At 73.1% G+C, this 20,923-nt stretch carries 20 protein-coding genes; 5 read left to right on the top strand and 15 right to left on the bottom strand.

Translation table 11 applies throughout. The annotated features are described in order from the left end of the window. Positions 1 to 70: 70 nt before the first annotated feature. The 5 genes from IE255_RS40380 to IE255_RS19175 form a co-directional block, all read right to left on the bottom strand. Positions 71 to 154 (bottom strand): putative leader peptide, encoded by an 84-nt coding sequence (locus tag IE255_RS40380; protein ID WP_310591794.1) that lies wholly within the window; start codon positions 152 to 154, stop codon positions 71 to 73. A 126-nt stretch (positions 155 to 280) separates the two neighbouring features. Further along, complete coding sequence (locus IE255_RS19190) at positions 281 to 853, bottom strand: GNAT family N-acetyltransferase (RefSeq protein ID WP_190051542.1); 573 nt, start codon at positions 851 to 853, stop codon at positions 281 to 283. 57 nt (positions 854 to 910) lie between these two features. Continuing rightward, the gene (locus tag IE255_RS19185; protein ID WP_190051541.1) at positions 911 to 2,224 is read right to left on the bottom strand and encodes a hypothetical protein; all 1,314 of its coding nucleotides are present in this window, start codon (positions 2,222 to 2,224) and stop codon (positions 911 to 913) included. Positions 2,225 to 2,399: 175 nt separating this feature from the next. Further along, positions 2,400 to 3,701 carry a GAF domain-containing protein gene (locus IE255_RS19180; RefSeq protein WP_190051540.1) on the bottom strand — a complete coding sequence of 434 codons (1,302 nt, stop codon included), beginning with the start codon at positions 3,699 to 3,701 and terminating at the stop codon, positions 2,400 to 2,402. A 244-nt stretch (positions 3,702 to 3,945) separates the two neighbouring features. Then, a complete protein-coding gene (locus IE255_RS19175; protein WP_190051539.1) occupies positions 3,946 to 5,580 on the bottom strand; it encodes an acyl-CoA dehydrogenase family protein in 1,635 nt (544 codons plus the stop codon). A 109-nt stretch (positions 5,581 to 5,689) separates the two neighbouring features. Between IE255_RS19175 and IE255_RS19170 the strand changes: the two genes are divergently transcribed. Then, positions 5,690 to 6,856: a YihY/virulence factor BrkB family protein gene (locus IE255_RS19170; RefSeq protein WP_190051538.1), complete on the top strand. Its 1,167-nt coding sequence runs from the start codon at positions 5,690 to 5,692 to the stop codon at positions 6,854 to 6,856. A gap of 33 nt (positions 6,857 to 6,889) precedes the next feature. Here IE255_RS19170 and IE255_RS19165 read toward each other — a convergent pair whose 3' ends face one another. Continuing rightward, the gene (locus IE255_RS19165) at positions 6,890 to 7,759 is read right to left on the bottom strand and encodes a Rossmann-fold NAD(P)-binding domain-containing protein (RefSeq protein ID WP_190051537.1); all 870 of its coding nucleotides are present in this window, start codon (positions 7,757 to 7,759) and stop codon (positions 6,890 to 6,892) included. 81 nt (positions 7,760 to 7,840) lie between these two features. On the opposite strand from IE255_RS19165, the gene IE255_RS19160 reads away from it, so the two are divergent. Further along, positions 7,841 to 8,785, top strand: coding sequence for an AraC family transcriptional regulator (locus tag IE255_RS19160; RefSeq protein WP_190051536.1), 945 nt, complete (start codon positions 7,841 to 7,843; stop codon positions 8,783 to 8,785). Positions 8,786 to 8,866: 81 nt separating this feature from the next. Next, positions 8,867 to 9,556 (top strand): DUF6597 domain-containing transcriptional factor, encoded by a 690-nt coding sequence (locus tag IE255_RS19155; RefSeq protein ID WP_190051535.1) that lies wholly within the window; start codon positions 8,867 to 8,869, stop codon positions 9,554 to 9,556. Here the strand turns inward: IE255_RS19155 and IE255_RS19150 are convergent. Next, positions 9,536 to 9,940 carry a VOC family protein gene (locus tag IE255_RS19150; protein WP_190051534.1) on the bottom strand — a complete coding sequence of 135 codons (405 nt, stop codon included), beginning with the start codon at positions 9,938 to 9,940 and terminating at the stop codon, positions 9,536 to 9,538. The genes IE255_RS19155 and IE255_RS19150 overlap by 21 nt on opposite strands. A gap of 203 nt (positions 9,941 to 10,143) precedes the next feature. On the opposite strand from IE255_RS19150, the gene IE255_RS19145 reads away from it, so the two are divergent. Both IE255_RS19145 and IE255_RS19140 read left to right on the top strand, forming a co-directional pair. Continuing rightward, positions 10,144 to 10,821 (top strand): ThuA domain-containing protein, encoded by a 678-nt coding sequence (locus IE255_RS19145; protein WP_190051533.1) that lies wholly within the window; start codon positions 10,144 to 10,146, stop codon positions 10,819 to 10,821. 254 nt (positions 10,822 to 11,075) lie between these two features. Beyond that, positions 11,076 to 11,615 carry a peptidoglycan-binding domain-containing protein gene (locus tag IE255_RS19140; RefSeq protein WP_190051532.1) on the top strand — a complete coding sequence of 180 codons (540 nt, stop codon included), beginning with the start codon at positions 11,076 to 11,078 and terminating at the stop codon, positions 11,613 to 11,615. Here the strand turns inward: IE255_RS19140 and IE255_RS19135 are convergent. From IE255_RS19135 to IE255_RS19100, 8 genes are all read right to left on the bottom strand, one after another. Next, entirely contained in the window at positions 11,597 to 12,076 is a 480-nt protein-coding gene (locus IE255_RS19135) for a helix-turn-helix domain-containing protein (protein ID WP_190051531.1), read from the bottom strand. The genes IE255_RS19140 and IE255_RS19135 overlap by 19 nt on opposite strands. A gap of 191 nt (positions 12,077 to 12,267) precedes the next feature. Continuing rightward, entirely contained in the window at positions 12,268 to 12,690 is a 423-nt protein-coding gene (locus IE255_RS19130; RefSeq protein WP_190051530.1) for a RidA family protein, read from the bottom strand. Positions 12,691 to 12,923: 233 nt separating this feature from the next. After that, positions 12,924 to 13,967, bottom strand: a complete 1,044-nt coding sequence (locus IE255_RS19125) for a LacI family DNA-binding transcriptional regulator (RefSeq protein WP_190051529.1) — start codon at positions 13,965 to 13,967, stop codon at positions 12,924 to 12,926. A gap of 184 nt (positions 13,968 to 14,151) precedes the next feature. Then, positions 14,152 to 15,753, bottom strand: coding sequence for a glycoside hydrolase family 43 protein (locus IE255_RS19120; RefSeq protein ID WP_190051528.1), 1,602 nt, complete (start codon positions 15,751 to 15,753; stop codon positions 14,152 to 14,154). Positions 15,754 to 15,845: 92 nt separating this feature from the next. After that, complete coding sequence (locus IE255_RS19115; protein WP_190051527.1) at positions 15,846 to 16,760, bottom strand: carbohydrate ABC transporter permease; 915 nt, start codon at positions 16,758 to 16,760, stop codon at positions 15,846 to 15,848. Continuing rightward, positions 16,760 to 17,644 carry a carbohydrate ABC transporter permease gene (locus IE255_RS19110; RefSeq protein WP_190051526.1) on the bottom strand — a complete coding sequence of 295 codons (885 nt, stop codon included), beginning with the start codon at positions 17,642 to 17,644 and terminating at the stop codon, positions 16,760 to 16,762. Before IE255_RS19110 ends, IE255_RS19115 begins: the two co-directional genes overlap by 1 nt. Before the next feature lie 9 nt (positions 17,645 to 17,653). After that, the gene (locus tag IE255_RS19105; RefSeq protein ID WP_190051525.1) at positions 17,654 to 18,991 is read right to left on the bottom strand and encodes an ABC transporter substrate-binding protein; all 1,338 of its coding nucleotides are present in this window, start codon (positions 18,989 to 18,991) and stop codon (positions 17,654 to 17,656) included. A gap of 553 nt (positions 18,992 to 19,544) precedes the next feature. Further along, positions 19,545 to 20,633 carry a LacI family DNA-binding transcriptional regulator gene (locus tag IE255_RS19100; protein ID WP_031119424.1) on the bottom strand — a complete coding sequence of 363 codons (1,089 nt, stop codon included), beginning with the start codon at positions 20,631 to 20,633 and terminating at the stop codon, positions 19,545 to 19,547. Positions 20,634 to 20,923: the final 290 nt, after the last annotated feature.

Raw genomic sequence — 20,923 nt, 5'->3', positions numbered from 1 at the left:
ATGGGCATATCGCGCGTCATTGCGCGGGAATGAGACGAGGAAGGGGGTGTCGGGCGCTGCGTGAGTACGCTCAGCGCGCCGGACAGATGGCGCTGGACATGCGGCCGAGGTCGACGTGCCGTCGACTCACCAAGGCGATTCCAGTTCCAGACATGACGGAAGCGTGTCATGGCGATCTGGACACAGTCCAGCTTCGTCCAAGATGCGGACATCCTTGTCTCGGAGAGCAAGACAAGGGTGTCCTTGGTCACATTGGATCGTCCGGGGGTGTCCGACCAGGTCAGACGGGGAACGCCCCAGGCCACGGCCCCGGAGTGGCGGCCTCCGGCTCCTCCTCGACCTTGGTGTCGAACAGCTTGAAGCCCCGGCGCTGGTAGTTGTCCATCGCGTGCTCGCCGTCCTTGCTGCAGGTGTGCAGCCAGACCCGCTTCGTCGGGGTCAGTCCCGCCCAGCGGTCGGCGAGGTCCCAGGCGCGGGCCGTGCCGTACGACAGCAGGTGGCCGCCGATGCGCCGACCCCGGAAGGCGGGGAGCAGCCCGAAGTAGACGATCTCCACGACCGCGTCGTCCTGCGCCTCCAGCTCCACGTATCCGGCGGGCGTGCCCCGGTCGTACGCCACCCACGTTTCCACGCCCGGCCGCTGGAGGTACTCCAGCCAGCGCGCGTACGACCAGGCGAGCCGGTCCGTCCAGCGGATGTCGCCGCCCACCGACGCGTACAGGAACCGGCTGAACTCGGGCGAGGGCACCTCGGAGCGGACGATCCGGACGTCCCCCTCCGGCGCGGCGGCCGGCAGCAGGTCGGTCGGGGCGGTCTGCTCCAGGGACCAAGTGGTCACGGCGATGGTGGTCATGCGGGTCAGATAACCATCCGGCCCACCGGTCTGTCGATCGGCCCGGCCCGCCGCCGGTCAGCTCAGCGCCCTGTCGATCGACGCCAGCGGCAGCGCGAACAGCGTCCGCCCGGACTGGGACCAGACCTCCCCGCTCTGCTCCCAGTAGGACAGGGAGCCCGGCCGGCCGCTCCAGCAGTGGCGGGTCCCGTCGGCCCCGCACTCCGTCGCCCGCGCGCCCTCGGTGTCCTGGCGCCACAGCGTCCCGTGCCCGTCCGGGGCGGAGGGGGCGCGGTCGAGGTACCAGCCCGAGCGGTACGCCAGCACGCCCCGCACGTCGGCCGTCCTCGTCTCGTACGCCTCGACCGGCTCCGCGCGCCCGGCGGGGCCGGTGGCGAGCAGGCCGGACCGGGCCGGGTCCCGGCTCAGCGCGTAGCGCCACAGCCGGGTGCGCCGGTCGGCGTCCGCGGGCACCCACTCGCTCGCGACCAGGCTGTCGGGGGAGGTGCTGCGGTCCAGGGAGATGCTCGCCGGGCGCGGCACGCCGTCGCCGCCGGGCAGGGAGTACGAGCCGACGGCGGGCAGCACGTACCGGGAGCCGTGCGCCGCCCAGCCGCCGCGTACCCGGCCGACCGCGTCGGAGTCGACGGTGGCGCGCTGGATGCGGTCCATGTCGTACACGTACAGCGCGTCCCGGTCGCCCTCGCGGGTCGTCACCAGCAGCTTGTCCTGGTACCAGACCATGCCGGACAGCGGGGACACCAGCCCCCGGTAGTCCCGCCCGCCGTCCACCGGGACGGCCAGCAGGGCCCAGGTGTAGCGGAGCCGGGCGGGATCGTCCGCGTCGACGAAGGCGACCTTGGCCAGGCCCTGTTCGGGGTCCGGGCCGTGCAGGGAGCCGCCCCCGGCGCCGCCGCGGCTCCAGCCGGAGAGGATCACGCGGTTCCCGCCCCAGCGGCCGTCGTCGTCCGCGTCCCCCGAGGTCGTGACCGCGCCGGGCCGCCAGCCCCGGGTGTCGGCGGCGTCGAAGCAGTACGCGCGCGTGGCCGCCGGTTCCACCGGCAGGGTGCGCTTCTCGGCGGTCGGGCAGCCGGCCGCGTCCCGCAGCGGGCGGTCGGCGTCGTCCAGCACCGTGCCCACGCCGACCGGCCGGCCCATCTGGGACGAGAGTCGGTCCAGCCACCGCTCCGGCACCCGGTGCTCGGCCAGCGGCAGCCGCCCGGCCTCCGTGGACACGCCGATCGGCTTCAGCGCCCCGTCGGCCTCGGCGACCGTGGCCTGCGAGGCGCTGATCGCAGTGGCGGCGGCGGTGAGCGCGAGGGCCGTCCCGGCCAGGGTCGCGCGCAGCGCCCTGCCCCGCCTGCGCCGCCGGTGTCTGCCGCGATGCTTCATACCGTCCTCCCGAGGCGGGTCAACTGCGCCTGTTGGTCCGTACGTTGACCAAGGAGCAGGTGGGGTGGCCCGTAGGGGGATGCTACGGCAGGTGGGCGGGGTGGCGGACGAAGACCTCGCAAATATGCGAAAGACGCACCCCGCGGGGTGGCCCGGAGGGCACTCCGGGTGATGCTCAGGGCGCCGGTGCGGATGTTCCTGAGGGCGCCGGTGCGGACGTGCGCCGCCGGGCCACCGCCGGTGCCGTCGAGTGCGGCAGCAGATCGCGCGGGTCCTCCGGGAGCAGCACCTCGACGTCGGTGTCCTCGGCGAACCGGTAGGGCCGGTGCTCCAGGAGCGCCCCCAGATACCGCCGGACCCGCGACATCTCGGCGCGCACCGTCACCGTGCGGGCCGGGTCGCCGAACACGTCCCCGGCCAGGTCCGAGGCGCTGCGGCCGGTGCGGTGGACGGCGAGGAGGTACAGCAACTCGGCGTGCCGCGGGCTCAGTTCCCGGACCCAGGAGCCCGCCCCGCCGGAGACCTCCACCGACCAGCGGCGCGCCTGTCTAAGGTCCAGCACGATCCTGGTCGCCCCGCGCGGCGCCGGCTCGTCGGCCGCGGCCCGCACCAGCCAGCCCCCGGCCAGCGGCTCCAACGAGCACAGCCCGAGCCCCGGCAGCCATCTCAGGCCCGGCGACAGCGACTTCGGCAGGGTCACGCGCCGCAGGTACGGCATCCCGCTCACCGCGGCGGTCCAGCCGTCCGGGTCGACGACCAGGGCGCGCCCGCCGAGCCGGGCCAGCACCGGCGCCGCCACCGCGCGCAGCCGCTCCAGGGACTCCAGGTGCATCTCCCGCAGCCGGGCCTCGGCGAGCTTGGCCACCGAGTCGACCCAGGCGAGCGTGGCCGGATGCATCGTCTCCAGCGGCCCGCTCACGTCCACCACGCCGAGCAGCCGGCCGTCCCGCGGGTCCGTCAGGGGAGCGCCCGCGCACGTCCAGTTGGCCTGGGAGCGCACGAAGTGCTCGGAGGCGAAGACCTGCACGGGCCGGCGCACCACCGCCGGGGTGCCCAGGCCGTTCGTGCCGACGACGTTCTCGCGCCAGTCCGCGCCGAGTTCGAACCCGAGCCCGTCGGCCCTGCGCAGCACCGGCGCGCTGCCCTCCCGCCACAGCACCCGGCCCTCCTCGTCGGCGACCACCATGATGTGGTGGGCGACGTCCGCGGCCGCCAGCAGCCCCTCCCGCAGCACGGGCAGCACATGGCGCAGCGCCGACGTCTCACGGCGCCGCTGCACCTCCTCGCGGGAGAGCAGATCCGCCCGGAAGTCGTGGTCCGGGTCGACGCCGCTGCGCAGCATGCGCTCCCAGGACTGCTCGATCACGGGGCGCGGCGGCACCGGGGCGGGCTGTCCGGAGAGCCGGGCGGAACGGACCTCGCTGAGGACCCGGGCCGCACGCGTGGAGTCCACGGCGGCCAAGTGCGTGACGTCCATACGCGTGCGCCCCCCGACTGGTTTCTGACTGTGTGACTCATAGTGCCGTCTGCCCCACGGGGGCGCGCACAGTCCGCCCACAGTCAGCAGCAAGTTGCAACCCCTTGCAACCCTGGTGGACGGCCCGGCGGTGTCTGAAACTTGAGCGGCGCCGTCCCGAGCGGCGTTCAGTGGCTCGAACGGGCCAGTGCGGCGGGGGTGGTGCCGTGTCGGCGCAGCACCACCTCCGCTTTCCGGAACGGGCTCAGGTCACCGGCCGGGCCCGTTCCACCACCGACGCCAGGTCCAGCGTGTGCGGCAGCGTCCCGAAGGCCGCGCCCGCGTCGCCGCCCAGCCGGGCCGCGCAGAACGCGTCGGCGACCTGCGGTGGCGCGAACCTGACGAGCAGCGACCCCTGGAGCACCAGCGCCAGCCGCTCCGCCAGCCGCCGCGCCCGCCCCTCGATGCCCTCCAGATCGGCCAGTTCGGTCAGCAGGTTCTTGATGGCCGCGTCGAGCCGGTGATCCGCGCCGCGCGCCTGCCCGACCTCCCGCAGATACGCGTCCAGCGCCCCCGGCTCCCGCCGCAGCGCCCGCAGCACGTCCAGCGCCTGGACGTTGCCCGCGCCCTCCCAGATCGAGTTGAGCGGCGACTCCCGCACCAGCCGGGGCATCCCGGACTCCTCGACGTACCCGTTGCCGCCCAGGCACTCCGCCGCCTCCACCGCCACCGGCGGACACCGCTTGGTCACCCAGTACTTGGCGGCCGGCACCGCGATCCGCAGCAGCGCCCGCTCCTGCTCGCCGCCGTCGTCGTAGGCCGCCGCGAGCCGCAGCGCCAGGGTCGTCGCGGCCTCCGACTCGATCGCGAGATCGGCGAGGACGTTGCGCATCAGCGGCTTGTCGACGAGCTTCCCGCCGAACGCCTCCCGGTACGTGCAGTGGTGCACGGCCTGCGCCACGGCCTGCCGCATCAGCCCCGCCGAGCCCAGCACGCAGTCGAGCCGGGTCGCCGCGACCATCTCGATGATGGTGCGCACCCCGCGCCCCTCCTCGCCGACCCGGCGGGCCCAGGTGCCGTCGAACTCCACCTCGGCGGAGGCGTTCGACCGGTTGCCGAGCTTGTCCTTGAGCCGCTGGATCAGGAACACGTTGCGCGTGCCGTCCCGCAGCACCCGCGGCACCAGGAAGCAGGTCAGCCCGCCCGGCGCCTGCGCCAGCACCAGGAAGCCGTCGGACATCGGCGCCGAGCAGAACCACTTGTGCCCGGTCAGCTCGTACGTCCCGTCCTCGGCGAGCGGCCGCGCGGACGTGGTGTTCGCCCGGACGTCGCTGCCGCCCTGCTTCTCCGTCATGCCCATCCCGAACAGCGCCCCGGCCTTCCGGTGCGCGGGCCTGAGGTCGCGGTCGTAGATCCGGGACGTCAGCCGCGGTACCCACTCGGCGGCCAGGTCCGGGTCCGTGCGCAGGGCGGGCACCGCCGCGTGCGTCATGGACAGCGGGCAGCCGTTGCCGGCGTCGACCTGCGCCCACACCAGGAAGGCGGCGGCCCGCCGGACATGACCGCCCGGCCGGTCCCAGGCCGCCGTCAGACCGGCCGAGACGCCCTTGCCGAGCAGCCGGTGCCAGGACGGGTGGAACTCGACCTCGTCGATCCGGTGGCCGTACCGGTCGTGCGTGCGCAGCCGCGGCGGATTGTCGTTGGCGTGCGCTCCCCACTCCTGGACCTGGACCGACCCGGAGGTCCGCCCGAGCGCCGCCAGCTCGCCGAGCACTTCCGCGTGCAGGTCCGGCTCCAGATGCCGTTCGACCGCGGCGGCCAGGGCCCGGTCGGCGGAGAAGACGTCGTACCCGACCAGCGGCGGGACCTGGTTCGTCACGGAGTGGGTGCTGCCAGCCATGCTGCGAACCTACCCCGCGGTACCCCCCTGGTCACCAGCGGACCGGACCGGGGCGCCGGAGACCGGCCTGTGGGTGAGTGGGGCGAGGCGCGACGGATACCGTTAGGGGGTGCAGCCAGCAAGTGAAACCCCCGACACACCCTCCGGGCGCCTCCACCGGGCTCGTGCCCTCTACCGGAACGTCTCCAAGCGCAGGACCGCCTGGCTGTTGCTGAAGGACACCGTCAACTCCTGCATCGAGTACCGCATCCTGGGCCTGGCGGCCGAGGCCGCGTTCTTCACGCTGCTGTCGGTGCCGCCGCTGCTGCTCAGCATGATCGGACTGCTCGGCTACGTCGACGCCTGGACCGGCGCCGACACCATCCAGAGCCTCCAGACCAACATCCTGGAGGCTTCTCGCACGGTGCTGTCCGACCGGGGTGTCAGGGAGATGGCGGAGCCGATCCTGCACGACGTCATGAAGGGCGGCCGGCCCGACGTCATCTCCCTCGGCTTCCTGTTCGCCCTGTGGTCCGGCTCCCGCGCGGTGAACGTCTTCATCGACACCATCACCGTGATGTACGGCCTCGACGGCGTCCGCGGCATCGTCAAGACCCGGCTGCTGGCCTTCCTGCTGTTCATCGTCGCCCTGCTGATCGGCTCCGTCGCACTGCCGCTGATGGTGGCCGGGCCGGACGCGGTGGTGCGGATCGTGCCCTGGTCGACGACCGTCGTACAGGTCCTCTACTGGCCGGTCGTGATCCTGCTGTCGATCGCCTTCCTGACGACGCTGTACCACGTGTCCGTCCCCGTCCGCTCCCCGTGGATCGAGGACGTGCCGGGCGCGCTGGTCGCCCTCGGCATGTGGGTGCTCGGCAGCTTCCTGCTGCGGATCTACCTGACCAGCACGGTCGAGGGCCCGACGATCTACGGCTCCCTGGCCGCGCCGGTCGCCGTGCTGCTGTGGATCGGCGTGTCCGCGTTCGCCGTGCTCGTCGGGGCCGCGGTCAACGCCGCCATCGACCGGGTCTGGCCGGCCGCCGCCACGGCCGCGGCCCGCGAGGCCAACGAGCGGCTGCGGCAGGCGCAGGTCGCCGAGTACGTGGCCCGCGCCGCCGCCCGGGGCGAGGCCGACCCCGACATGCCCTCCGAGTTCCCGGAACGCTGGTCCCGCTTCCTGCCCCCGGAGGACGTCACGGCCCGGCTGCGCACGCACACCAAGCCCGCCCACGCCAAGCCCACCCACGCCAAGAGCGGCCGGACCAACGGGGAGGGGCAGCCGCCGGGGGAGAAGTGACCGGCGACCGGGGAGAAGTGACCGGCGCCGGTCTCAGGCCCGCCAGGTGCCGGCCGCCGCCTCCTCCCGCACGAAGTCGGTGAAGTCCCGGGGCGCCCGGCCCAGGACCTCCCGCACCCCGTCGGACAGGTGCGCGTTGCGGCCGTCGAGGAGGGTGTCGAAGATTTCGGTCAGGGCGGCGACCTCCGCCTCGGGCACCCCGAAGCCGGCCAGCGCCTCGCCGTACTCCCGCGTCGTCACCGCCCGGTACCGCAGCGGGCGCCCCGTCGCCTCGGCGATCTCCGCGACGGCCTCCCCGAAGGTCAGCAGCCGCGGGCCGGAGAGGGTGAGCGTCCGCCGCGCGTACCGGTCACCGGCCGTCAGGGCGGTCACCACCACGTCCGCGATGTCCCGCACGTCGAGGAACGGCTCGCGCACCTCGTCAGCCGGGAACACCAGCTCCCCGCGCTCCCGCAGCTCCGCCACCAGCGGCCCCTCGCTGAAGTTCTGCGCGAACCACGCGGCCCGCACGACCGTCCACTCCGCGCTCGACGCGTGCAGCGCCTCCTCGGTGGGCAGCGCCTGGTCCTCGCCCCGCCCGGACAGCAGCACCAGCCGCCGCACGCCGAGCCCGACCGCCTCCCGGGCGAGGGCGCCGATCACCTCGGCGGCGCCCGGCGCGCCGACGTCCACGGGGTGGGCCAGATAGGCCGCGTCGGCGCCGCGCAGGGTGTCCGCCCAGGTCGAGGCGTCCCACCAGTCGAAACCGGTCCCTCGCGACGCCGCCCGCACGGTGAGCCCGGCGGCCTCCGCGGCCCGCGCCACCCGGCTGCCCGTACGGCCCGAGGCGCCCGTCACCACCACCGTCGTGCGCCGCGTCTCCCGGGCCGTGTTCCCTGCCGTGTTCTGCGTCGTGTTCGTCATGCCGTCGAGTCAACTGCCGCGCGCGGCACGGAACCATCGCCGATCGGCTCATTCCCATACGCCCGCGTCTACCCTGGCCCCATGGACGCTCTCGCAGGCCTGCTGGAAGGCCCCCGCGCCCGGGGCGCGTTCATGATCAGGGCGTGCTTCGACCCGCCCTGGGCGGTCCGCGTGGAGGACCGGGCCCCGCTCACCGTGATGCTCGTCGTCCGCGGCGACGCCTGGGTCCTGCCCGACCGGGGCGAGCGGACCCGGCTGCGGGCCGGGGACCTCGCCATCGCCCGCGGCCCGGACCCGTACACCTGCGCCGACGACCCCGGTACGGCACCGCAGGCGCTGATCCTGCCGGACCAGGAGTGCCGCTATCCCGACGGACGGCCCCTGAACGGCTCCATGGACCTGGGCGTGCGCACCTGGGGCGACCGGCTCGACGGCGCGACGGTGCTGCTGATCGGCACGTACCCGATGCGGGGCGAGATCGGCGGGCGGCTGCTGGACGCCCTGCCGCCGCTGCTCACCCTCACCTCCGACGTGTGGGACTGCCCGCTCACGCCGTACCTCTCCGCGGAGATCGTGCGGGACGAGCCGGGCCAGGAGGTCGTCCTGGACCGGCTGCTGGACCTGCTGGTCATCGCCGCGCTGCGGGCCTGGTTCGCGCGCCCCGAGGCGGAGGCGCCCGCCTGGTACCGGGCCCTGGCCGACCCGGTCGTGGGCGGCGTCCTGCGCCTGCTCCAGGACGACCCGGCCCACCCCTGGACGGTCGCCGCGCTCGCCGCGAAGGCAGGGGTGTCCAGGGCCGCGCTGGCCCGCCGCTTCACCGCCCTGGTGGGCGAGCCCCCGATGACGTACCTCACCGGCTGGCGCCTCGCCCTCGCCGCCGACCGCCTGCGCGACACCGACGACACGCTCGACGCGGTGGCCCGCCGCGTCGGCTACAGCAGCGCGTTCGCCCTGTCGACGGCGTTCAAGCGGGTGTACGGGATGAGCCCGGTGGAGTACCGGGGGCGGGCGGCCCGCCGGGACTGACGCCCGCGCACCCGCACACCGGGCGGCCCGGCCGGACTGACGCCCGCGCACCCGCACACCCGGCGGCGTAGCCTGGCGTGCGTGTACGTGGAGCGGGCGTCACGACTGGCCGGGGCGGTGGTGTGGACCAACACCCCGGACCGGTCCGGGGTGGGGCGGGTCCTGCCCGACGGCTGCATGGACCTGCTGTGGCACGACGGGCGGCTGCTGGTCGCCGGACCGGACACCCACGCGTACGTCACGGACGGCGAGACCGGCGCCTGGGCCGGGGTCCGCTTCTACCCGGGCACGGCCCCGGCGCTCCTGGGCGTCCCCGCGCACGAGCTGCGCGACCGCCGCGTCGAACTCGCGGACCTGTGGCCGGCCTCGGAGGTACGGCGCCTGGCCGGCCGTGTGAACGCGGCCCCCGACCCGGCGAGCGGTCTCGAGGACCTGGCCCTGCGGCAGGCGGCCGGTGCCGGACCTCCGGACCCGCTGCTGCGGCAGGTCGTCACCGCCCTGGACGCGGGCCGCCCGGTCGCCGCGACCGCCGACGAACTCGGCCTCGGCGCCCGCCAGTTGCACCGCCGCTCACTGGCCGCCTTCGGCTACGGCCCCAAGACCCTGGCCCGCATCCTGCGGCTGCGCCGCGCCCTCGCGCTGGCCCGGGACGGCGTGCCCTTCGCCGACACGGCCGCCCGGGCCGGCTACGCCGACCAGGCCCACCTCGCCCGTGACGTACGGGAGTTGACGGGCCTGCCGCTGGGGAAGCTACTCGCCGGCAGCGGCTAGCGGGGCGAACAGGTCCACGCCGTTGCCGTCCGGGTCGAGCACCACCGCGTACCGCTGCCCCCAGAAGGCGTCCCAGGGCTTGAGCTCGCCGTGGCAACCGGAGCCGACCAGCTCCTCGTACAGCGCGTCCACCTCCTCCGGCCCGTCGCACCGCAGGGCCAGCGAGGCCCGGCCCCCGCCGCTGGGCGGCTCCCACGCGGCGTGGAAGGACCGGACGGTTTCCTCGGTGTCGAGCAACAGCCGCAGCCCGCCGGGCAGTTCCGCCTCGGCGTGCGGCTGGTTCTCGGCGCCGTCCGGGAAGGCGAACCCGAGCCGGCGGTAGAAGGCGACGGAGGCGGCCATGTCGGAGACGACCAGGCCGATGGCATCGAATCGTGCGGTCATGGGCCCACGGTAGGCAGGCCAGCGACGACCGGTCTTGAAGGAATCGGACACCGGCTGTCCACGACTACGTCCCGGACCCCGCCACCGTCCCCGGCCGTCCGCGGAAACACCGCCGGGGCCGGTTCCCCGGGGACGGTGACCGAAATTTTTCGGTCACCGGAGGCTCCTCCGGGGCGGCCCCCGGTCTCCTAGGGTCGGATGCCATGGCACCACGACTGCTCGTCTACACCCGCACCACCGGCTACCGGCACGAGTCCATCCCGGCCGGCGTCGCCGCCCTGCGCAGCCTCGGCGACTTCGACGTCCACGCCACCGAGGACCCGGCGGCCCTGGAACAGCCCCTCGGCGGGTACGCGGCGGTGGTCTTCCTGTCCACCAGCGGCGAGGTTCTCACCCCGGCCGGCCGGGAGCGGCTCGCCGCGTACGTGGAGGCGGGCGGCGGCTTCGTCGGCGTGCACGCGGCGGCCTGCACCGAGTACGACTGGCCGTACTACGGCGAGCTGCTGGGCACGTGGTTCGCCCGGCACCCCCGCCACCAGCCCGGCAAGGCCGTGGTCGAGGACCACGACCATCCGGCGACCCGGCACCTGCCCGCCGTCTGGGACTTCACCGACGAGTGGTACGACTTCCGCACCAACCCGCGCGGCACCGTCCGCGTCCTGGCCACCGCCGACGAGTCCTCCTACGAGGGCGGCGGCATGGGCGCCGACCACCCCCTGGTCTGGTGCCGCGACCACGGCGAGGGCCGCGTCTTCTACACGGCCCTCGGCCACGCCCCGGAAGCCTACGAGGACCCCGCCTTCCGGGCGCACCTCCTGGGCGGCATCCTCTGGGCGGCCGCGCTCCCCCTGCCCCTGCACTACCGCCCGAGGGCCTCGTAACGGCGCGCGAGCGCACGGCCTCCTCCGGCTCCCAGGGCACGCCGGGGCAGACCCACCCCGGCCCCTCGGGCCCTGCGCGACCCACGCGCGGCCGGGACGCCGCTGCCCCGGGCGTGAACCGTCCCTGGACGGTCCGTGTACGGCGGCAGGGCTCGCCGCGGCCGCCGCCGGGCCGTGACGCTGTGCCGTGCCAGACGAGACGAGCCGCCCCAGGGGCAACCCACGGGGGACGGCGGTTCGGAAAGGAAGACCGCATGAACATGCGCAATCGGGCCGTGGCGATGGCGACGGCCGCGCTGCTGGGGGCCGGGGGCACCGGAATCGCCCTGGCGCCGGCCGCGAACGCCGCTCCCGCGTACTTCGGCATCGACGGCGGCGGTGCCGTGACCAACGACTGGGAGGACGAGGAGAACCTCGGCGTGGAGGCGTACTCCAGGGGCAACGCCGTCGCCCTGTGGGAGACCGTCCTGTGGGCGGACGGCGCCCTGTGGGAGGACGACGAGGGGGAGTGGCGGCCCTTCAGGAAGAGCCAGATCGACGGGTCGTTCGGGCCGGAGACCGAGTCGGCCACGCAGTGGTGGCAGAGCCGGCACAACCTGCCCGAGACCGACGGCACCGTCGTCAGCGAGAGCTGGGACTTCGCCCAGACCCGGCTGCAGAGCCTCCCGGGCAACATCGTCCAGTACAAGGGCCTCGCGCGGAACGTCACCTTCAAGCGCGTGGGCGGCAAGTACCAGGTGAAGCTCAGGAACGTCGGGCCCTGGAAGTACGCGCACTACCGCACCGTCGGCTGAGCGGACGCCGGCACGTCGGGGAGCGGGTGGCCGTCGCGGTCACCCGCTCCGCGCGCGGGCAGCACCCACAGCAGCCCGGCCAGCAGCACGGCGATGACCGCGAAGGAGACCAGCGCCGCCGCCCGCCAGCGCCGGTGCGCGGCACCTGGGGGCGCGGCGGCGTCCACCGGTTGCCCGGCCGGCCCCGCCACACCCCGTGGCCACGTCGGGTCGGCCAGGTCCCACAGCGCCAGCAGCCGCGCCTGGTCCGCCCCCGCCACCCGGCACAGCGCCTGCACCGCTCCCCTCGGCGGCTGCTTGGCCCCGCTGAGGTACCGCTGCCACGACGACTTGCTGTACGCCGTCCGCCGCGCCAGCTCGGCCAGGCTCAGACCTGTGCGGTCCTTCAGGGCCCGCAGCTGCTCGACCAGGTGCCGCGCCTCCCTCGGCAGGATGTCCGGAAGCGGCCGCCAGCGTGTCATGGTCGTCCCCCAACTGCCCACCCCTGGGCACCGGCCCCTCCCCGCCGCATCGTTCGACGCCGCCCCGACCCGCCCAGTTCCCCACGCGGGAGGGCGCGCGACGCGCACAAGGAGCGCGAACCCACCGTCCGGCGCCCGCCGTCCGGCCCCGGCACGCCGGCCCGCCGACCGGCCTGCCGACCGGCGGGCCGTCAGTCCGTGGCCGGCCCGACAGGCCGTACCGCGACCGCGTCGACCTCGAACAGCATGCCCGGGAGGGCCAGGGTCGCGACGCCGCTCAGGGTCTGGGCCGGGAGGCGGTCCCCGAAGCGGGCGTGCAGGGCCTTGCCCAGGATCTGCAGTTTGTCGAGGTCGTGGTCGACGATGAACGTGCCGAGGCGTACGACGTGCTCGTAGCCGAGCCCGACCCCCTCCAGCGCCGACCGCAGCCGGTCGAAGGCGAGTTCCACCTGCGTGGCGAAGTCGCCCGGCACCGGTGTGCCCGTGTCGTCGGAGGCGTACTGGCCGCCGATGTGGACGGTTTCGCCGGGGGCCGAGACGGCGTGGCTGTAGCCGAAGGGCGTGGGATCGTGCAGCGTGGCCGGGTTGGTGATCGTGCGGGTGTCTCTCGCCATGACCGGGCGGTCCTTTCGCTGAGTACGGCCGCCGCCCCACGGCGACGGCCCGGACACTCCACCAACTCCCCACGCCCGTACGCTTATTCCGCCCGACGGCGACATCGAACGTGCTGTCGGTGTCCCCGGCCGCCACATTCGTGGCCCAGGACAGGCCCGGGTCAAGGCGTCCATCTCCGTACAACCCGAACGCGCGATCGACCGTCCGCGCCCACGCGGGACCCCGTCCCCGGCTACGCGCGCGGCGCCGCCGTACTCGCCCGTTCCACCAGCCGCGTCGACAGCTCCGTCCGCGTGCTCTCCGGGTGATGGCCGTCCATCAGGCGCAGCAGCGACCGCAGGGCCGTCGCGGCCATCTCCGACAGCGGCTGGCGGACGGTGGTCAGCGCGGGGGAGGCCCAGCGGGCCTCGGGCAGGTCGTCGAAGCCCACCACACTCATGTCGTCCGGCACGCTCAACCCCCGCTCGGCCAGCGCCTGGTACACCCCGAGCGCCATCCGGTCCGAGCAGACGAACACGGCCGTCGGCGGCTCGGGCAGGTCGAGGAGCTCCAGCATGCGGCGATGGGCCGCGCTCTCGTCGAAGCCGGCATGCCGGACGTACTCGGCGCGGTGCCGGATCCCGGCCGACGCGAGCGCCGAACGGTACCCGGCGACCCGCGCGCTGCTGCACATCGTGCGCCGGGCACCGGCGATGACGGCGACCCGCTCGTGGCCCAGGTTCAGCAGGTGCTCGGTGGCCGTCAGGCCGCCCTGCCAGTTCGCCGCGCCCACCGACACCACGCCCTCCGGCGGCTCCTGCACCGGGTCGATCATCACGAACGGGATGCGGTGCTGCTCCAGCCAGGCGTACTGCGACTCGCTCAGCTCGGCCAGGTTGAACAGCACCCCGGAGGAGCCCCGGGCGACCAGCTTGTCCAGCCAGCCGCGCTCCGGGCGGCCCACCCGGGAACGGGTCAGCGCCGCCGACACCACGACCTCCAGGCCCGCGTCGTGCGCCGCCTCCTCCGCCCCGTGCAGCACCGCGCCCGACCACGAGCTCTCCAGCGAGTGCACGACCAGGTCCACCAGCCGGGGCGCCTTCGCCGCGTCGAACCGGGGTCTGCGCACATAGCCGAGCCGGTCGAGCGCCTCGGTGACCCGGCGGCGCGTCTCGGGCGCCACGTCCTCCCGGCCGTTGACCACCTTCGACGCGGTCGGCACCGACACCCCCGCCTCGCGGGCCACGACCGCCAGCGTCGGACCGGCCGCCACGCTCGCACTCGCCGTACGGACCATCGGGAACCCACCTCTCCGGCCCGCCCGAGGGCCGTGGAAAGTTTCGACCAGCGCTGCCCACGGCGGTCGGAGGACCGACCGGGCAGAAAGCGCTTCCTACTGTAGGTGGGGCGCAGGACGGCGGGAAGACAAGTGAATTCACGGGTTCTCGCCGGTCAAAACTTTCGAAACCCCGAACAACGGCTCAGTCGGGTGTGCAGGTCAGCCGGAAACCCGTGAAGTCCGCCGTGAACGCCGCGTCGACGAGGTCCCGGGCGTGGACGCCCGCCATCGCGCCGGTGAACCGCAACCGGGAGCCGTGGTCGTCCGACAGCCGGCTGAAGTCCAGCGCCGGTCCGACCGCCGTGCGCACCCCGTCGCGCACGTACCAGAACCGGGCGTCGGCGCCCTCGACCGTCACCCCCAGCGTCACCGGCGCGTCCACCGCCACGTCCACGACCGCGACCTGCCGCAGCCCTTCCTCGTCGCGCTCCACGAGACTGAGCACCGTACGGCCGCCCTCGCCCGCCGTGCCCCGCCACTGCTGCCCGCGCTGCGGCTCGCCCGCGGGCTCCGCCCACGTCAGGTCCAGGCTGAGATACGCCTCGGGGTTGTACCAGAGCACCAGCCCGGCGGCCTGCGTGAAGGTGACCGGCCGCGCCTCGACGGTCACTTCGGCCTCGGCGCGGTGCTCGGTGACGCGCTGGGCCAGCAGGCTGGCCGCCCACCGCGACTCCGGCCCGTGCCGGCCGCGCAGCCGGATCCAGCCGGGGCGGACCGCCGCGTCGGCCCAGGACGGGTCCGGCGGCTCGCGCAGCGTGCTCCACGGCCAGGACAGGTCCGCGGGCGGGGCGGCGGGCGGCAGGGGGTGCGGACGCGTCGGTACGTCGACCTCGACGGCCGGATGCCAACCCCCGTGCCGCAGCCGGGGCCGGCCGTCCGCGTCCCAGGTCACGGCCTGGATCGCGGTCTCCCGGCCGAGGGTGCAGCGGCGGCCCCGCGGGGTGTGCAGCGGCCGGGCCGTCAGATGACTGAGCAGCCACTGCCCGTCCGGCATCTCGACCAACTCGCCGTGCCCGGCCTTCTGCAGCGGCAGGTCCGGGTCGTCCCGGGTGGTCAGCAGGGGCAGTTCGTCGAGTTCGTACGGCCCGGTCAGCTCCTTGCCGCGGGCCACCCGCACCCCGTGCTCCCAGCCCGTGCCGCCCTCCGCGAGCACCAGGTGGTACCAGCCGTCGTGCCGCAGCAGCTTCGGCCCCTCGATCAGCCGGTCGTGCTGGAGGAGCAGGTGCGTTTCCCCCACCGGTGTCAGCGTGTCCCGGTCCAGCTCCGTGAGGACGATCCCGGCGAACCGCGCACCGCCCGGCCGGTGGTCGTTCTGCAGGTTCAGCAGCCAGAGCCGGCCGTCCTCGTGGAACAGGGCCGGGTCGAAACCGTGGCTCGCGACCCGGCGCGGCGCGCTCCACTCGCCGCCGATGGCGGTGGCCGTCGAGACGTACGTGTCGAGATCGAAGTACGGCGTGCCGACCGAGCGCACCACGGTGTACGCCACCCAGAACCGCTCCCCGTCCCAGCTCAGCGACGGCGCCCAGATGCCGCCCGAGTCGGGCACGCCGGCCAGCGAGTTCCCGGGGGCCGCCCCCTGGACGTGCCCCGCGTACTCCCAGTGGGCCAGGTCCCGGGAGCGGTGGAGGGGGATCGTCGGGAACCACTCGAAGGAACTGGTCGCCACGTAGTACCAGTCGCCGACCCGGACCAGCGAGGGGTCGGGGGCGAAGCCGCGGAGGACGGGGTTGCGCAGCACGGTCACGTGAGGGCTCCGAGGTGGGATCGGTCACCCGGGAGCCGCAGGGAGTCAGGGTCACCTGCGGCCCCCGGAGTCGAAAGAGGCGGGCGATGGGGTTACTTGAGGGCGCCGAGCGTCACACCCGTCCGCCAGTAGCGGCGCATCGCGACCATCATGATCGCCATCGGGACGATGGACAGCAGCGCGCCCGTCAGCACCAGGCCCGTCAGGTCGATACCGGACTCCAGGCGGGTGCCCGTCCAGTTGTACAGGCCCAGGTTGAGCGTCCAGTTCTCCTTGCCGCGCAGCACGGTCAGCGGCAGGAAGAAGGCGTTCCAGGTGTTCACGAACGCCAGCAGGAACACGGTCGCGCCGCCCGTCGTCATCATCCGCAGCACGATGCTGAAGAAGATCCGCAGCTCGCCGGCGCCGTCGATCCGGGCCGCCTCCAGCAGCTCGTAGGGGATCGTCGCCTCGGTGTACACCTTGGCCAGGTACACGCTGAACGGGTTGATCAGGCAGGGGATCAGCATCGCCCACGGGGTGTCCACCATGCCGAGCGCGGAGAACAGCAGATACAGCGGCAGCGTGAGCAGCGCGATCGGGATCAGGAACGAGCCCACGACACACGCGAAGATCAGGTTGCGACCGGGGAACTCGAACCGGGCCAGGCCGTAACCGGTTGCGAGCGCGATCAGCGTGCCGCCGAGGGAGCCGACGCCCGCGTACAGGAACGAGTTGGCCGTCCACCGCAGGAAGATGCCGTCCTGGTAGGTGAACACCTGCTCCAGGTTGTCCCACAGATGCCAGCCGGAGAACCACAGGCCGTTGCTCTGGTAGAGCGCAGTGCGGTCCTTCGTCGCGGCGACGATCAGCCACCACACCGGGAACAGGCTGTAGACGCTGGCCAGGATCAGCCCGACGAGGAGGAAGCGCTGACCGCCCCGCCCGCGGGAGGCCGGATCCGGCCGGGACAGCCGCCGGACACCGCGGACTTCGGGCCGCTCGGTGGTCTGCTCGGTCAGCACCATCAGTCGGCCTCCTTCGAGGTGAGCCGGTAGAAGAGGAAGGAGGCCACGCCGAGGATCAACGCCAGCAGCACGGACAGGGCGGCCGCGTAGTTGTAGTTGCCCGCGTTGAACGCCTGGTTGTAGATGATCATGATCGGGGTGAAGCTGTCGCTGACCGTCTGCGGCGTGATGTTCCGGAACAGGGCCGGCTCGTTGAAGATCTGGAGCATTTGGATGATCGACAGCAGACCCGTCAGGACGAGCGCCCCGCGCACGTACGGGATCTTGATACTGCGCGCGATCCGCAGCTCGGAGGCGCCGTCCAGCCGCGCCGCCTCGAACAGCTCCCGGGGCACGCCCTGGAGCGCCGAGTAGATGATCACCATGTTGTAGCCGATGCCGTGCCAGGTCAGCAGGTTGCCGATGGACGGCCACACCATCGACGGCGCGAAGAAGTTCCAGTCGAAGCCGAGCGCCTTGCCGATCGGGGTGAGCGGACCGACGTCCGGGCTGTAGAGGTTCACCCACACGATCGCCGCCACCACGCCGGGGATCATGTACGGCACCAGCAGCAGGATCCGGAACCGGCTCGCCGCCCGGGAGGTGAGCGCGTCCAGGAACAGCGCCAGCAGCAGGCTGATCAGCAGCATGAACGGGATCTGGACACAGGCGAAGAGCACCACCCGCAGGATGGAGTTCATGAACGCCGAGTCCGTCAGCCCCTGGGTGTAGTTGTCGAGCCCGACGAACTCCGTCGTGGCGCCGCCGAGCCCCAGCCCGGACTGCTTCTCCGTGTACAGCGACTCGTAGACGGCGTAACCGATGGGGAGCAGATACAGAAAGACGAAGCCGAGCTGGAAGGGCACCGTGAACGCGGCACCCTTCCAGCGCATGGAGCGAATCATCGAGATGCCTCAGCCCTTGACGCTGATACCGCGGGACTTCAGGTCCTTGACCGTCCACTCCTGCATGTGCGCGAGCAGGTCGGTGACCTTCTGCTCCTTGTTGACGACCTTGGCCCAGCCCGCCTGGAGTTCGGTGAACATCGCGGTCCAGTTGGGTCCGAAGGTCCAGTCGGTGGTAACCGTTCCCAGGCTGTCCGTCACGATTTTCTGCGCCGGCTCGTAGTTCTTGCCGAGCAGCTTCTGCGAGATCGACTCACCCACGTAGGATTCGCTGTCCTTCAGCGCCGGCATCACGCCGTTGCCGGTCTCCGGGCTCGCCATCGTCTTGACCGCGTCCTGGTTCGTCGACATCCACAGCGCCGCCTGGGCCGCCTGCTCCTGGTTCTCGCACTGCTCGGTCACCAGGGTCACGCTGCCGGTCAGGTTGGTACCCGCCGGCGTCTTGGGCGCCTCGCCCTTGTACGTCGGCCACGGGGCCAGGGCCCAGTCGCCGAAGGACTTGGTGAAGTTCTGCACCATGCCGGCCATCTGCCAGGTGGAGATCTGCCGGGTCGCGGTGGCGCCGGTGTCGTAGCTGCGCTGCACGGCCGCGTAGTCGGCGAAGGACAGCTTGGCGTTCAGGTCGTTGTCGATGATCTCCTGGATCACCTTCGCGGCCTTCAGGGTGCCCTCGTCCTGGAAGTTCACCTTCCAGGCGTCGCCGTCGATCGCGTACCAGTGCGCCCCGGCCTGCATCGCGAGCACCTCCAGGGTGCTCGGGTCCTCACCGGCGTAGTTGGTGATCTTGATGCCGTGCTTCTTCAGCTCCTTGCCCGCGGCGATGAAGTCGTCCCAGGTGGCCGGGGGCTTCAGGCCGTACTTCTCGAAGATGTCCGTGCGGTAGATCGTGAACTGGGGCGCCGAGCTGGTCGGGACGCCGTACATCTTGCCCTGCACCTGTGCGCTCGCCCAGGAGCCGGTGTTGAACTTGTCCTGCTCGCCCTCGACGTACTGGGTGATGTCGGCGAGCGCGCCCTGCGACACCCAGCTCGTCACGTACTCGGCGGTGTTCTGCACCAGGCAGGGGGCGTTGCCGGCCTTCACCGCGTTGGTCAGCTGCTTCTGCATGGTCAGCTGGTCGGTGACCTTCGTGTACTTCAGCTGGACGTCCTTGTGCGAGGCGTTGAACGCCTTGACGACCGCCTCCTGGCCGTTGGCCCAGCCCCAGAAGGGCAGGGTGACCGGGCCCGACTTCGCGGCGGCGTCGTCACCCGAGCCGGATCCGCCGCAGGCGGAGAGCAGACCTGTCAGCGCGATGCCCGCGACAGCGGCGGAGGCGAACCTTCTCCGGGGGCTGGTGAAGTTCATCTGACCGTGATCCTTCGGAATAGGGCGTTTCTCAGAACGAGAGGACGGCGACGGCTCGGTTGTGCTGGCCAGGAACGGCGGCCGGAAACCGTCGGCTCGCGGTTGCGGGGGGTCGGCCAAGCGGAAGCTGTAGTAAGCGGTTGCTGGGACGGTAGGCGGAGGTTCTGGCTCATAGCAAGAGGTGCGCGGAAATTTGTTACGGCGGATTGTCCGCCGGGTTATCGCCGGGCGCAGGGCAGACGCGGCCCGTGTGTGGCGCTTCCGTGCAGGTCAACGGGCCGTCAGGTGCTTGGGGGCGGGACGGGGTCGGCAGGCGGTGGGAGTGCGGAACGAGCGGTGAGGCCCGGTGAAACCGGTTACGTAACGACTTCTACGGGCGTCGACGATCCGGCGCGGAGGCGGCGCGCCCCGGGCGGACCCCGACGATCCGGCCGATCCGGCACGGACACGGGCCACCCCTGCGCAACCTCGGGCGGCTCACCTCGCGGTCGACCTCGGGCGGCTCACCTCGCGTGGCTGACGCAGACCCCGGCCACCACCGCCCAGCCCCCGCCTATCCGCGCTGTGCCGGTGGGCGGACCGAGTTGCGGACCACGACATGGGTGCCGAGCACCAGATGGTCGCCGTCGGCGCTCTTGCGGCGGCCCGCGCCGCCCTCGCGGCGGTCGGCCACCGCCCGCAGGGCCACGCGCCCCATCTCCTCGTACGGCACGTGCACCGTGGTCAGCTGGGGTGTGAGTTGGGAGGCCAGCGGGATGTCGTCGTAGCCGACGATGGAGACGTCCTCGGGCACCCGCAGGCCTGCCGCGCGCAGGGCCTGCATGGCGCCCGCGGCGACCACGTCCGTCCCGGCGAGCACCGCGGTGAAGTCCGGTGTCTCGTGCAGGGCCGTCTCGACGGCCTCGTACCCGTGCTCGTAGTCGTAGTGCCCGTGCCGCACCAGCCCCGGGTCGAACGGCACTCCATAGGCCTCGAAGGCTCGCTGGGCGCCCCTCAACCGGCCCTGGGCGGTGGTCAGTTCGGCGTGCCCGGGCAGGACCAGGACGCGTCGGTGGCCGGCCGAGAGTAGGTGGCTGGCCATCGCGTAGGCGCCGCCCTCGTTGTCGTAGTCGACGGTCGTCGCCGGGACGTCGCCCTCCAGCGGGGGCCTGCCCACCAGGACCAGGTGCGAGCCGGCCGCGTCCAGGGAGCGGGCGAAGCGGGCCATGCGCAGTTGGTACTCGTCGTAGTCGTAGGCGCCGCCGAGCAGGATCACGGCGGCCACGCCCTGCTGGCGCATGAGGTTGACCAGGGCCAGCTCCCGCTCCGGGTCGTCGCCGGTCGTGCCGACCAGGGAGAGCCAGCCGCGCAGCGTGGCCGCGCCCTCGACGCCCTTCGCGACGTGCGCGAACGCGGCGCCGGTGATGTTGTTGATGAGGATCGCCACCGTCGGTGTGCCGCCGCCGGCCAGCGAACGGGCATGGGCGTTGGTGACGTAGTCCAGGTCCCGGACGACCTTCATCACCCGGCGGCGCAGCTCCTCCGACACCGGGTAGTTGCCGGACAGCACCCGCGAGACGCTGGCCACGGAGACGCCCGCGCGCTCCGCGACGTCGCGGATGGTCGCCCGGCCGGCGTCGTTCGTCGCCTTGCGCTGACTCACCCTTGCGGCTCCTTCGCGGTAGTGGCCCGGCCCGTCGTGGCCCGGTCCGTCGTGGTCCGGTCTCTCGTGGTCCGGGCGGTGGCGGCCCGGCCGGTGGCAGGTTCCACCGGTCTGTCGCGGCCGGTGGTGCGCGGTCTGTACGTCGTGCCCCGGCCCGTTGTGACCCGGCCCGTCGCACGGTCCCGTACCGCTGCACGGTCCCGTACCGCTGCACGGTCCCGTACCGCTGCACGGTCCCGTACCGCTGTACGGTCCGGTGCCGCCGCACAGTCCGTTGCCGTCCTGCGATC

The organism is Streptomyces lomondensis, from assembly GCF_014651035.1.
Classification (GTDB): Bacteria; Actinomycetota; Actinomycetes; order Streptomycetales; family Streptomycetaceae; genus Streptomyces; species Streptomyces lomondensis.
The sequence above is the reverse complement of the archived record's forward strand: the minus strand, read 5'-3'. Positions and strand labels throughout refer to the sequence as shown.